At 53.3% G+C, this 12,093-nt stretch carries 13 protein-coding genes and 2 pseudogenes; 8 read left to right on the top strand and 7 right to left on the bottom strand.

Translation table 11 applies throughout. The annotated features are described in order from the left end of the window. Positions 1–56: 56 nt before the first annotated feature. A pseudogene (locus HX884_RS14010) lies at positions 57–956 on the bottom strand (porin); the annotation flags it as partial. Between the two features lie 432 nt (positions 957–1,388). Between HX884_RS14010 and drpB the strand changes: the two are divergent. From drpB to HX884_RS13990, 4 genes are all read left to right on the top strand, one after another. Continuing rightward, on the top strand, positions 1,389–1,658 hold the full coding sequence (gene drpB, locus HX884_RS14005) for a cell division protein DrpB (RefSeq protein ID WP_058683349.1): 270 nt from the start codon (positions 1,389–1,391) through the stop codon (positions 1,656–1,658). Positions 1,659–1,709: 51 nt separating this feature from the next. Further along, entirely contained in the window at positions 1,710–2,411 is a 702-nt protein-coding gene (locus HX884_RS14000; protein WP_058683350.1) for a phosphohydrolase, read from the top strand. A 61-nt stretch (positions 2,412–2,472) separates the two neighbouring features. After that, positions 2,473–3,888, top strand: coding sequence for a DNA cytosine methyltransferase (locus tag HX884_RS13995; protein ID WP_058681711.1), 1,416 nt, complete (start codon positions 2,473–2,475; stop codon positions 3,886–3,888). Then, positions 3,869–4,372 carry a very short patch repair endonuclease gene (locus tag HX884_RS13990; protein WP_023619809.1) on the top strand — a complete coding sequence of 168 codons (504 nt, stop codon included), beginning with the start codon at positions 3,869–3,871 and terminating at the stop codon, positions 4,370–4,372. The genes HX884_RS13995 and HX884_RS13990 overlap by 20 nt, the downstream gene beginning before the upstream one ends. Here HX884_RS13990 and yedA read toward each other — a convergent pair. Then, positions 4,332–5,246 carry a drug/metabolite exporter YedA gene (yedA, locus tag HX884_RS13985; RefSeq protein WP_058681710.1) on the bottom strand — a complete coding sequence of 305 codons (915 nt, stop codon included), beginning with the start codon at positions 5,244–5,246 and terminating at the stop codon, positions 4,332–4,334. The genes HX884_RS13990 and yedA overlap by 41 nt on opposite strands. A gap of 169 nt (positions 5,247–5,415) precedes the next feature. Here yedA and HX884_RS13980 point away from each other — a divergent pair, with 169 nt between their 5' ends. The 3 genes from HX884_RS13980 (at position 5,416) to dgcQ (ending at position 8,371) form a co-directional block, all read left to right on the top strand. Then, on the top strand, positions 5,416–6,336 hold the full coding sequence (locus HX884_RS13980; RefSeq protein ID WP_178328368.1) for a DUF808 domain-containing protein: 921 nt from the start codon (positions 5,416–5,418) through the stop codon (positions 6,334–6,336). 78 nt (positions 6,337–6,414) lie between these two features. Continuing rightward, positions 6,415–6,597: a YodC family protein gene (locus HX884_RS13975; protein ID WP_013097745.1), complete on the top strand. Its 183-nt coding sequence runs from the start codon at positions 6,415–6,417 to the stop codon at positions 6,595–6,597. Positions 6,598–6,670: 73 nt separating this feature from the next. Continuing rightward, entirely contained in the window at positions 6,671–8,371 is a 1,701-nt protein-coding gene (gene dgcQ, locus HX884_RS13970) for a cellulose biosynthesis regulator diguanylate cyclase DgcQ (RefSeq protein WP_058683352.1), read from the top strand. On the opposite strand, the gene HX884_RS13965 is transcribed toward dgcQ, so the two are convergent. Both HX884_RS13965 and yodD read right to left on the bottom strand, forming a co-directional pair. Further along, complete coding sequence (locus HX884_RS13965; protein WP_058683353.1) at positions 8,356–9,186, bottom strand: mannosyl-3-phosphoglycerate phosphatase-related protein; 831 nt, start codon at positions 9,184–9,186, stop codon at positions 8,356–8,358. The genes dgcQ and HX884_RS13965 overlap by 16 nt on opposite strands. 270 nt (positions 9,187–9,456) lie before the next feature. Continuing rightward, positions 9,457–9,684, bottom strand: a complete 228-nt coding sequence (gene yodD / locus HX884_RS13960) for a YodD family peroxide/acid resistance protein (RefSeq protein ID WP_013097742.1) — start codon at positions 9,682–9,684, stop codon at positions 9,457–9,459. Positions 9,685–9,812: 128 nt separating this feature from the next. Here yodD and dsrB point away from each other — a divergent pair, with 128 nt between their 5' ends. Next, complete coding sequence (gene dsrB / locus HX884_RS13955) at positions 9,813–10,001, top strand: protein DsrB (protein WP_013097741.1); 189 nt, start codon at positions 9,813–9,815, stop codon at positions 9,999–10,001. A 100-nt stretch (positions 10,002–10,101) separates the two neighbouring features. Here the strand turns inward: dsrB and rcsA are convergent, their stop codons facing one another. From rcsA to fliQ, 3 genes and pseudogenes are all read right to left on the bottom strand, one after another. Beyond that, positions 10,102–10,725, bottom strand: coding sequence for a transcriptional regulator RcsA (rcsA, locus tag HX884_RS13950; protein ID WP_013097740.1), 624 nt, complete (start codon positions 10,723–10,725; stop codon positions 10,102–10,104). Positions 10,726–11,004: 279 nt separating this feature from the next. Next, a pseudogene (fliR, locus tag HX884_RS13945) lies at positions 11,005–11,806 on the bottom strand (flagellar biosynthetic protein FliR). Between the two features lie 7 nt (positions 11,807–11,813). Next, entirely contained in the window at positions 11,814–12,083 is a 270-nt protein-coding gene (gene fliQ / locus HX884_RS13940; RefSeq protein ID WP_008500315.1) for a flagellar biosynthesis protein FliQ, read from the bottom strand. Positions 12,084–12,093 lie beyond the last annotated feature (10 nt).

The raw sequence follows: 12,093 nt of genomic DNA, 5'->3' as shown, positions 1-12,093 counted from the left end.
TTACTCGGTAGACTCTATGAGGTAGTTTATTCCTAAATTAGCTGCGGAATGTCGGCTTTATAGCCATTACGGGCATACAGATCTTTACCCTGTGAATATACATAGCCCAGGGATGGACGCAGACCAAAGTCGAATTGATACTGAACAACGGCTTCAACGTTTTGGGTCTTATTGGCGAAGGCGTTATATCCAACTTTAGTCATATTACGGGTTTCACCGTACATCACCGCAGCATAAACGTTGTTTGCATCATATTTAGCAGACAGAGACCAAACTTCCGCCGTATCGCCATAACCGTCAGCAGATTGCTCATCGGTACGATCGGATTTACCGTAGACGCCAACGAAACCAAAGCCATCAAGGTTATAATTCACAGACATGCTGTAACCATCACCATTTGCTTTGAATTCATTGCGGTTATCGTTTTTACCCTGGTACTGAACAGCAAAGTTAAGACCTTCAACCATACCGAAGAAATCGGTGTTACGGTAGGTCGCAACGCCATTGGTACGCTGAGTCATAAAGTTATCTGTGGCAGCCCATGAGTCGCCACCCCATTCAACCAGCATATCGGTATACGCCGCGCCGTCATAAGCCACGCCGTAATTGCGGCCATAATCGAATGAACCGTAGTCTGCGAATTTCAGACCTGCAAAGGCCAGACGTGTACTTTCGTCCTGCTCACCTTCAGGCTTGCTGGCTTCAATGTTGTATTCAAACTGGCCGTAACCGGTCAGTTGACTATTAATTTGCGTTTCGCCTTTTACGCCAAAACGGGCATATGACGTATCTTCATTTTCACTGTTGCTTTCATCAGTGTTGGACCAGATGCGTTCACCAACCATCTTTCCATAGAAATCAAGTTTATTACCGTCTTTGTTATAAATCTCAGCGGCATTTGCTGCGCCAGCCATTAATAACGCGGGTACAAGAATGGCCAATACTTTTCTTTTTATTATATATTCCCTTTAGAGATAATTTATATGAATATATGTAATCACGCTCCGCAACTACAGCGTCGATACTATTCCAGGAGAGGGAGTTTAAGTTCAATAATAAATGTAATTAAATGGGTAAAAATATTACTAAATATTTCTAAGTGTCGCTTTATTTTTCTCGTGAATTATAATTTGAAATATATATTGGTTAATTATTGTTAAGTATTTTTCGTGGTTATTTTATAAATTCTATTATTAGCCTTAATTATAATTCTCCGAATTAAACACTCACCAGTCGTCCTCTTCTGTAACCTTGCCCAGGATCAACTTAAGGCAAACTGAGCGTCAGAAACCTTCACACAGCACAGGGTTTAATGCCAAAATGTGACGATTATCACAAAAACAGAGTAAGCATGTGCAAACGGTACGGCGGTGACCGTGGAGTGAAAGATGGAACGAAAAATCGAACGCAGCCTGGGAGGCAAACTGGCCCTGTGGGTGTTTTATGCTTTTTGCGGTTACTTTGTCTGGACGATGGCCCGGTATGTTTGGGTGATCAGTAAAATACCGTCGCTGCCGAATGCGGCAGTGGAGGGGGATTTGGGGTCGACCAGCGGCAAATGGCTTGGGGCATTGCTGGGGTTTCTGGTGCTGGGCACGGTCGGCCTGATCCTGGGTGGGATTGCGTGGTACACCCGTCCCCGTCAGGACAACTCGTGATAGCGTCCGGGAAAGTTGCTATTGTAACCATTTTAACAACAGGACGTGATGATGGAACTTACGCAGTGGCAGCAACATTTTGAGCGCTGGCTCGGGGAAAACCATACCACCGACGACACCGCGCATGATATTTCCCATTTTCGTCGCGTCTGGATGACGGCGCAAAAAATCATGGCTAACCAGGCGGTCGAGCCGCTGGTGATCCTGACCGCCTGCTATTTTCACGATATTGTCAGCCTGCCGAAAAACCATCCTGAACGCGGCCAGTCATCCCGGCTGGCAGCGCGTAAAACGCGTGAGATCCTGCATCGCTCCTTCCCGGACTTTCCCCCCGCGCATTATGACGCCGTGGCGCATGCTATTGAGGCGCACAGCTTCAGCGCCGGGATCGCGCCGCAGAGTCTGGAAGCGAAAATTGTGCAGGACGCTGACCGGCTGGAAGCGTTAGGGGCGATTGGCCTGGCGCGCGTGTTTGCCGTTTCTGGGGCGCTGGGCGTGCCGCTTTTTGACGCACACGATCCCTTTGCTGACGCGCGAACCCCTGATGACCGGGCGTTTGCCCTCGACCATTTTCAGACCAAGCTGCTGCGCCTGCCTGATACAATGCAAACAGAAATGGGGCGCGAGCTGGCACGCCACAACGCCGATTTTCTCATCCAGTTTATGGCAAAACTGAGTGCCGAATTACAGGGTGACTGCCTGGGGCTGGATAGCCAGGTACTGAGCCGCTTCCGTCGCAGTTTGCACCGTTGAACTGTGGTAATCTGTTTCCAGTCTTTATTGTCCGGTTAAAAGAATGCAGGAAAATCGATCAGTGAGTGAGCCCGCACCTGAGCAGGCTGAGAAATCAACGGCAACGGTGCAGGCGCTGCTGCGCCAGCTGCTGGATATCTATGATGCCAAAACCCTCGCCAGCCAGCTCATGGCACACGGTGAGGGCCACTGGAGCCCGGCAATCATTAAGAGACTTATCACCAGCGAGCGGGCAGGGCATCGCCTGAGCGACGACGAGTTTCGTTATCTGCAAACATTGCTTCCGCGTCCTTCCGCCGCCCATCCCCATTATGCCTTCCGCTTTATCGATCTGTTTGCCGGTATCGGGGGCATTCGACACGGATTTGAAGCCATCGGCGGACAGTGCGTCTTCACCAGCGAGTGGAATAAACATGCTGTCCGCACCTATAAAGCTAACTGGTATTGTGACCCGGAGGCGCATCAGTTCAACGCGGATATCCGCGATGTCACGCTGAGCCATAAAAGCGGCGTGAGCGATGAAGAGGCGGCAGAGCATATTCGCCAGAACATCCCGGCGCATGACGTACTGCTGGCGGGCTTCCCGTGCCAGCCATTCTCGCTTGCCGGGGTATCGAAGAAAAATGCCCTCGGGCGTGCCCACGGTTTTGCCTGCGATACGCAGGGAACCCTGTTTTTTGATGTCGCCCGTATTATCGATGCCCGCCGTCCGGCCATTTTTGTGCTGGAAAACGTCAAGAATTTAAAGAGTCATGACGGCGGTAAAACCTTCCGCATTATTATGCAGACGCTGGATGAGCTGGGCTACGACGTGGCGGATTCCCAGGATATGGGTGCCGATGATCCGAAAATCATTGACGGGAAATACTTCCTGCCCCAGCACCGGGAACGTATTGTGCTGGTCGGGTTCCGCCGCGATCTCAACCTGAAAGGTGATTTTACCCTGCGGGATATCCCGTCGCTCTATCCGGCGCGCCGTCCGTCCGTCGCCGATCTTCTGGAGCCCGCCGTCGACGCGAAATTTATCCTCACCCCGGTGCTGTGGAAGTACCTCTATCGCTATGCCAAAAAGCATCAGGCAAAAGGCAACGGTTTTGGTTTTGGCCTGGTCAACCCGAACGATCCGCACTGTGTCACCCGTACCCTGTCCGCGCGCTATTACAAAGACGGTGCGGAGATCCTGATCGATCGTGGCTGGGACAAAGCGCTGGGCGAGAAAGACTTTGATAACCCTGAGAATCAGCGTCATCGTCCACGTCGCTTAACCCCACGCGAGTGCGCGCGGCTGATGGGGTTTGAGACGCCGCAGGGTTACAGCTTCCGCATTCCGGTCTCTGATACGCAGGCCTACCGACAGTTTGGCAACTCGGTGGTGGTGCCCGCCTTTGCGGCGGTGGCGAAACTGCTGTCCTCACGCATTAAACAGGCGGTTGCCCTGCGCCAGAGTGAGGCCGTCAATGACGGATGTGCACAATAAGGCGACGCGCAGTAAAAACATGCGTGCCATCGGCACGCGTGATACGGCGATTGAGAAACGCCTCGCCGGGCTACTGACTGAGGCAGGCTTTGACTTTCGGGTGCAGGATGCCGCACTTGCCGGGCGTCCTGATTTCGTCATTGATGCCTATGAGTGCATTATCTTTACCCACGGCTGCTTCTGGCACCGTCACGACTGCTACCTGTTTAAAGTCCCGGCGACGCGCACCGATTTCTGGCTGGAGAAGATTGGCAAAAACGTCCAGCGCGATCGGCGGGATATCGCCACGCTTGTCGAACAGGGATGGCGGGTGCTGGTGGTGTGGGAGTGTGCGCTACGCGGCAGACTGAAGCTGAACGATCGGGATCTGACCGAACGGCTGGAAGAGTGGATCTGCGGCGGCGGTCAGACCGCGCAGATCGACACTCAGGGTATTCATCCGTTTACGGTTTCTCCACCTGACACGGCACCACCTCAGGCTTAGCGGGCAGCAGGTATTTCCCCAGCGTGACCAGCACCACGGCAAACACAATCACGCCCAACGCCAGCCATTCAACCGGCGACAGCGTTTCACCGCCGAGTCCCGTTCCCAGCAGCACGGCCACCACCGGGTTAACGTAGGCGTAGCTGGTGGCGACCGCCGGAGAGACGTTGCGGATAAGGAACATGTACGCATTAATGGCAATGATGGAGCCAAACAGAGCCAGATAACCCACGGCGAGGAAGCCAGACAGATCCGGCATGGTTGTCAGCGTTTCGCCCGTCAGCGTGGAGGCAATCAGCAGCACAATGCCTGCGGCAAGCATCTCAATAGCGCCCGCCATCATGCCGGACGGCAGCTCAATACGCGAACCATAGACGGAGCCAAACGCCCAGCTCATGGATCCGATAAGGATAATCACGGCCCCCCACGGGTTACCGCTCAGGTTGCCGCCGCTGTTGAGCAGAATGATCCCGGCGAGCCCAATTCCAATCCCCAGCCATTCCAGCTTGCGGGTGCGAATGCCGAAAAGACGGCTAAAGCAGAGCGTGAACAGCGGGACAGTGGCGACCACTACCGCGGCGATACCGGAGGGCACGTTCTGATGTTCAGCAACCGTGACAAAGCCGTTGCCCACGGCCAGCAGCAGCAGGCCAATCAGCGCCGCATTCAGCATCGGGCGCAGCGGGGGGAGTTTATGTCCGCGCAGCAGCAGGAAGGCCATCAGCAGGACGCCAGCCGAGAGAAAACGGATACCCGCCATCATCAGCGGAGGCCAGTTTTCCACCCCAATGCGAATGACGAAGTAGGTTGACCCCCAGATGATATACAGCGAAAAGAGCGCCCCGATGAGCGGTAGTAAGTGCCGAAAACGCATAGTCCCTCACGACGAAATAAAAAGTTCGCTCATAGTAAACGCCAAAACTACCGGGCTGGCGAGCCCTTTAATTGTGTAGTTGCTGTGAAATTTTTGTTGACGCAATGTGCCTGTTTCCGGGTGTGCGGTTTTGTTCCATACTATTCACTTAATTAGCAAAAAAAGAAGGATAGTCATTTTGGCGGGAAGTAGCTTATTAACATTGCTGGACGATATTGCCACCTTGCTGGACGATATTTCCGTTATGGGAAAACTGGCGGCGAAGAAAACAGCAGGGGTTCTGGGGGATGATTTATCGCTAAATGCGCAACAGGTAAGCGGGGTGCGGGCTAACCGCGAGTTGCCGGTAGTATGGGGCGTGGCGAAAGGCTCATTCCTCAACAAGGTGATTCTGGTGCCGCTGGCGCTGCTGATCAGCGCCTTTATCCCCTGGGCGATTACGCCGCTGCTGATGATTGGCGGCGCATTTTTATGCTTTGAAGGGGTAGAGAAGGTGCTGCACTCCTTCGCCGCGAGGAAGAAGCACGACACGCCAGAAATGCGCCAGCAGCGTCTGGAAGCGCTGGCGGCGCAGGATCCAAAAACTTTCGAACGCGATAAAATCAAGGGCGCCGTTCGTACCGACTTTATTCTGTCGGCGGAGATTGTGGCTATTACGCTGGGTATCGTGTCTGAATCGCCGCTGCTGAATCAGGTGCTGATCCTCTCCGGGATCGCCATTCTGGTGACGGTGGGGGTTTACGGCCTGGTAGGGCTTATCGTTAAACTCGACGACATTGGCCTCTGGCTGGAAGAGAAATCGAGCGCGGTAGCTAAAGGGATTGGTAAAAGCCTGCTGGTGCTCGCCCCGTGGTTGATGAAGAGTCTTTCCGTGGTGGGGACGCTGGCGATGTTCCTTGTCGGCGGTGGGATTGTGGTACATGGTATTGCGCCGCTGCACCATGCGATAGAACATTTTGCTGCACAGCAGGGCGCCGTGGTGGCGGCCATTTTGCCTACGCTGCTTAATCTGGTGCTGGGCTTTATTGTGGGCAGTATCGTGGTCGCCGTAGTGAAGCTGGTTGAAAAGCTGCGCGGTACGGCGCACTAATTGTTACCCGCGCCAGGATGCAAAAAGGCCATTCCTCGTCTAAATTGAAACAGTTTCACCCTGATACAGGAGGCAGGTATGGTCTTTTTGGTCAGTGATGAAGTTAAGCCTAAGAAGGGCGGCCCACGTATGATTGTCACCGGCTATTCCAGCGGAATGGTGGAGTGTCGGTGGCATGACGGTTACAGCATCAAGCGGGAAGCGTTTCGTGAAGATGAGCTTCAGCCGGGTGACGGGCGGCAAAAGCGTGACAAGGCTTAATCACTTAACGCCCGGCCTTGCCGGGCGTTTTTATATCAAGTATCGGGTGTAAGGAAGCGATCAGGGAGTATGTGTGCAGCGTGATACCTTTGTTGTAAGACGAACTTTTCTGCAATGGCTGCATAAGCGTAGCAATCCAGGTGCGATTGTTAATCTCTGTTTTCTGGTGGTACTGGTTTTTTCGACCCTCCTCACCTGGCGTGAAGTGGTGGTGCTGGAAGATGCCTATATCTCAAGCCAGCGCAACCATCTGGAAACGGTGGCCACGTCGCTGGACAGACAGCTTCAGTTCAGCGTGGACAAACTGCTGTTTTTCCGCCAGAGCATGCGCGATGCGCTCCAGACACCGCTGGCGTTTGATGTCCTGCGTGCTGCGGTGACACGCTTCAATGCAGACCGGACGCGTCCTTTCTGGCAGCTGGCTGTGGATAAAAAACGTACGCTGCCCATCAACGGCGTATCGGATGCTTTTGTTGAAAAAACCACGCTCCTCAATCGCGACAATGAACTTCTCGATAATGAAGTGTCTGCTGCGCTTGAAGTGGGGTATTTGCTCAGGCTGGCCTCTCCGGTCATGCGCAGCGAAGAGCGGGTAGTCTATGTCTCCCGGGCCGGGTTTTACCTCTCCACGGATACGCCTGCACAGAGCGCCGATATCATCCCGCGCTATTACCATCTGGTGACCCAGCCCTGGTTTACGCAGCAAACGGAACGTAATAACCGTGCGCGCGCGGTACTGTGGTTTATCTCCACACCGTCAACCTGGACCGGCAACGAGCGCATGATCACCGCCAGCGTACCCATCTATTTTGACCATTACTGGTACGGCGTGGTGGCGATGGATTTTTCTCTCAATACCATGAAACGTCTGCTGGCCGACGCGACGGATGACCACGCCGAGGGCGAATATCAGCTGTATGATACCCGACTCAATATGATTGCCTCTTCTGAAGCGTCCACAAGCGAGGCCAACCATTTTGATGAGCGTGAAACGGCGCAGATTGCTCATGCCATTGAGAGCGATACCGGCGGCGGGATCCGGCTTGGCAGCCGTTTTGTCAGCTGGGAGCGGCTCGACCATTTTGACGGGGTTATCCTGCGGGTCCATACCCTGCATGAAGGCGTAAAAGGCGACTTCGGCAGCATCAGTATCGTGCTGGCGCTCCTGTGGGCGCTCTTCACCGCCATGCTGCTGATCTCCTGGCTGGTGATCCGCCGGATGGTCAGCAACATGTACACGCTCCAGCACTCGTTGCAGTGGCAGGCCTGGCACGATCCGCTCACCCGCCTCCATAACCGTGGGGCGCTGTTCGAGCGGGCAAAAGCGCTGGCCGCGCAATGTCAGGCGCAGTCGCTGCCGTTCTCGGTGGTGCAGATCGATCTCGATAATTTTAAAAGCATCAATGACCGCTTCGGCCATCAGGCCGGAGATAAGGTGCTGTCTCATGCGGCGGGGCTGATTGCCAGCGCCCTGCGTAAGAACGACGTTGCCGGGCGCGTGGGCGGGGAAGAGTTTTGCGTGGTCCTGCCGGGGATCGGGCTGGAGGAGGCGAGAGCGGTGGCGGAACGTATTCGCTCACGCATCGACAGCAAAGAGATCCTGGTGAAAAAGAGCACGACGTTGCGTATCAGCGCGTCGATGGGGGTCAGCTGCGCGCAGGAGAAGGGGAATTACGACTTCGAACAACTGCAGTCGATAGCTGATGCCCGGCTGTATCTGGCAAAACAGCGCGGCCGCAACCAGGTGGTGTGGGACGATCAGGACAAGAAGTGATCCAGCCCTTCATGCCAGCCCGCCGGTCCTGCTTGCTGCGTGTGATACACCCGGGCAGGGTTATCGTCGCGCAGCGTGATGCCCTGGCGGTTAATGCCCTTGATCACTACCGCGAAGTCGACGCTGTCGAGCAGGGGCGCATCATTCGGACCATCGCCCAGCCCGAGCGTCGTGGGCATGATGCCTTCCTGTTCGCGATACTGCGCAATGAGCCAGTTCACCGCCACGTCCTTTCCGCAGCGGGCGTCCAGAATGTGCCAGAAGCGGGCACCCTGCAGGCATTTCAGACCGCGCTGCGCCAGCTCCTCTTCAAACTGCACCATTTTCTCATCGGTGTCGCGCCAGATGAGCGTGACAGAGGCTTCATGTTTACGCGCAAGCGTGGAACGATAGCGGCTCAGCCCCGTCCATTCGCCGATCACCCGGTCATCGACATCGTCAAAGGTGGTGAATTTATACCCTGCCTGCAGGCGGATTTGCTCGATGTACGAGCGAATGTCACGGTGGGTCATTCCCCTGATCTGGCGCTGAGTCTTTTCCCATCGCACATCGGGTTGGATGACTGCGCCGTTTTCGGCAATAAAGGGTAACCCCTCGAGGCCCAGATCCTGCTGAATATCCTGCATCTCCGCTGCGGTTTTGCTGCTGCACAGAATGAGCGGTACCTGAAAATCCTGCAGCTTATCCAGCCAGGGCATTGCCGGCTGCCAGGCGTAGGTATGAATATCCAGCAACGAACCATCCAGGTCGGAAAAAACCAGCAGGCTGTCCTGCAGGGAAGGTCGTGCAGATCCCGATTGCGAATAGCGCCTCATCTAAGAATTTTCCTAAAAAAATAGGACTGTCGGAAGGGAAACGCGCGGAACCGATCCCGCCAAACCCGCATTCGACGTACCTTGCTGCTCATAACAAAAATTCACGTTTAGAAAATATAATATTCGCCATGAGAATATATGCTTGTCAGGCAAAATCGTTGAGGATAGTGTTTCAGCTACATCAGATTTCCTGGTGTAACGAATTTTCAAGTGCTTCTTGCATAAGCAAGTTTGATCCCGGCCATCCCCATGACCGGGATTTTTTTCGTCCTAACGATTCGCTTCAGACACGCTAAAGTCATGGATATCAAGCTCGAAGGCCTCGGCCAGTTCACGGTAGGTGTGATAATCCCTTCCGTTGACGATGACCCGGTCAGAGTTGTCATCCGTACGACGAACTTCTGACTCACTGATCTCATTGATGGCGGCCAACAGGGCATCGACATCCACTTCGACCTCGCGTTTGATGGTGTCGCTGTACTCTTTATCGGTCTTCATTTCGGGGTCCTCATTCAACCGTGTCCAACATTGATTATAGACTGAACACAAAAACGCCATTCGCGCGCCGTGGCGATGTGTGATTTTGCGTTTTGTTCTACACTGGCTCAAAACCACAGGAGGAACGTATGAAGGTTAACGATCGGGTTACTGTCAAAACGGACGGTGGACCGCGCCGCCCGGGGGTGGTACTGGCAATTGAAGAGTTTAGTGAAGGTACAATGTATCTGGTATCACTGGAAGACTACCCGCTCGGCATCTGGTTCTTTAACGAACTGGGGCATCCGGATGGCATCTTTGTGGAGAAAGCGGAGTAATACAGCGTCGGGTGCCCGGGTGCATGCCCGACAGCGCCCGTAAAAGCAAAAATCTCTGGCCAGGCCAGAGATCGTGTAGGGTACTCAAGGTCTTATGCAACTAACGCATGTTGACGAAAATCCCGTTCGTCACATTATCGGTCAGGCGGACAACGTGGTAGATCACTTGCTTATTATGGGTTTTAATCTTCCTTTTAATATTTCCTTTATGTGACGAAACGGTTTTCGCTTTAATATTCATCTGGTCTGAAATTTGAATCGTTCCTTGCCCGGCCATCCACATTCGCAGCATGCTTGATTCAGTTCTGCTTAATGATAGGGTGGGTAAGTTAACCGCTCCTACATTCTTAACTTCCTTATTCAAATAATCCCCCAGAATGTCATCCAGCGACTCTGGTTTTATCGATTTAGAACTGATCAATAAATTTTTACGGACCAACAAATACTCATCGAAATGGATATTTGCGATCGCCATAAAAACAATAAACAGGGTTTTAGGATGCTGATTAATGATTTGCTTAATGTGCTGACTGTTGGCTGGATCGTGAATGAAACAGTCCTCATTAATAAACACCACGCCTGGTTTGAGTTCATCACAAGCGGCTGCGAGCTCCTCAACGGTGTGTGCGTCGTTGATGTCTCTCTTTCTTACCCCTCTGCTTGCCAGATACCCGGTTAACCCTAGCCGGGTGTAGCTGCATAAATCCATAATGATCGTTGACATGGCATACCCTCACTCAATGCGTAACGATAATTCACCATCTGCCTGAGAGCTCATAAACAGCCATACGGGATGGAAAAAATTAATAAACCTGTGAGCATGACAAAGACTTTCAGGCGGACTCACTATCCCGTAAAGTTACGTATAATTTGCCAGGAATCATCTTAAAGTAAAGTAAATATTAAGTATTGTGAGGTGGTTAGAAACAATTAAACCGCGTCAGATATATCCTGGAAGATGTTTTTCATGTTTTATTTTAGGAATATCCTCAGAAAGACAATGTCAACTGTAAGGACTATTATTTACGTGGCAGCTCGCTGACAATATCCGCTAAAAGGTTGAATATCTCGCCGAATAAATGCTCACAGAAGGGGGCGATAAGTGGCATTAGCAATGACATTAATAAAATTCCCACCGTCAGCGTCAGCGGAAAACCAATGACGAACACCGACAGCTGCGGGGCCATGCGGTTGAGTAAACCCAACGCCAGGTTCACGGTCAGAAGCAGGGTAATGATCGGCAGCGCCAGCATCAATCCGTTGAGGAACACCAGCCCTGCGGCGCGGGTGAGTGCCAGGAACGCATTGCTGTTAACCGGGTTTTCCCCAATGGGCAGCGTGTGGAAGGTGTCCACCAGCATGGAGATGAGCCACAGATGGCCGTTAAACGACAGGAAAAGCAGCATCGCCAGCATATCGATAATGCGCGCCAGCACCGGCATGTTGAGGTGGCTGCCGGGGTCAACAAACGTGGCGAACGATAGCCCCATCTGCAGGCCGATCAGTTCCCCGGCGGTGCGCACGGCCGCAAAGGCCAGCTGCATGGTAAAACCAACCGCCACGCCAATCAGAATTTGCTGCAACGCCACCCATACCGCATTGGCCGAGAAGATCGGAATATTCACCGGAGGCAGGGAAGGGGCAACGATGAAGGTGATGATGATGCCCAGCCCCACTTTGACCCGCTTCGGGATCGCTTTCTCGCTCAGGATCGGGGCGGTAGTGATCAGCGCCAGGATGCGCAGCATGGGCCAGAAATAGACCCCAAGCCACTGAATCCACTGGTCGCTGGTAAAATGGAGCATCGTCGCGTCAGCCGATGATGTACGGCAGATTGGTAAACAGGTTACGCATGTAGTCCAGCAGCAGATTGAGCATCCACGGCCCGGCAACAATGATTGCCACGAACACGGCGATGATTTTCGGAATGAACGAGAGCGTCATTTCGTTAATCTGCGTGGCGGCCTGCAGAATACTGATGATCAGACCGGTCACCAGGGCGACAAGCAGCAGCGGCGCGGCAACGGCAATTGCGATTTTCATCGCTTCCGTGCCCATCATCATGACCGATTCTGGCGTCATTGCGCGCTCC

Source organism: Enterobacter sp. SECR19-1250 (assembly GCF_013391025.1).
In the GTDB taxonomy this organism is placed as follows: Bacteria; Pseudomonadota; Gammaproteobacteria; order Enterobacterales; family Enterobacteriaceae; genus Enterobacter; species Enterobacter cloacae.
This window is presented reverse-complemented; position numbering and strand designations above follow the sequence as displayed.

Coding starts and splice junctions, on each gene's coding strand:
- drpB (WP_058683349.1), top strand. CDS start 1,389: ATGGAACGAAAAATCGAACGCAGCCTGGGAGGCAAACTGGCCCTGTGG.
- HX884_RS14000 (WP_058683350.1), top strand. CDS start 1,710: ATGGAACTTACGCAGTGGCAGCAACATTTTGAGCGCTGGCTCGGGGAA.
- HX884_RS13990 (WP_023619809.1), top strand. CDS start 3,869: ATGACGGATGTGCACAATAAGGCGACGCGCAGTAAAAACATGCGTGCC.
- yedA (WP_058681710.1), bottom strand. CDS start 5,246: ATGCGTTTTCGGCACTTACTACCGCTCATCGGGGCGCTCTTTTCGCTG.
- HX884_RS13975 (WP_013097745.1), top strand. CDS start 6,415: ATGGTCTTTTTGGTCAGTGATGAAGTTAAGCCTAAGAAGGGCGGCCCA.
- HX884_RS13965 (WP_058683353.1), bottom strand. CDS start 9,186: ATGAGGCGCTATTCGCAATCGGGATCTGCACGACCTTCCCTGCAGGAC.
- yodD (WP_013097742.1), bottom strand. CDS start 9,684: ATGAAGACCGATAAAGAGTACAGCGACACCATCAAACGCGAGGTCGAA.
- dsrB (WP_013097741.1), top strand. CDS start 9,813: ATGAAGGTTAACGATCGGGTTACTGTCAAAACGGACGGTGGACCGCGC.
- rcsA (WP_013097740.1), bottom strand. CDS start 10,725: ATGTCAACGATCATTATGGATTTATGCAGCTACACCCGGCTAGGGTTA.
- fliQ (WP_008500315.1), bottom strand. CDS start 12,083: ATGACGCCAGAATCGGTCATGATGATGGGCACGGAAGCGATGAAAATC.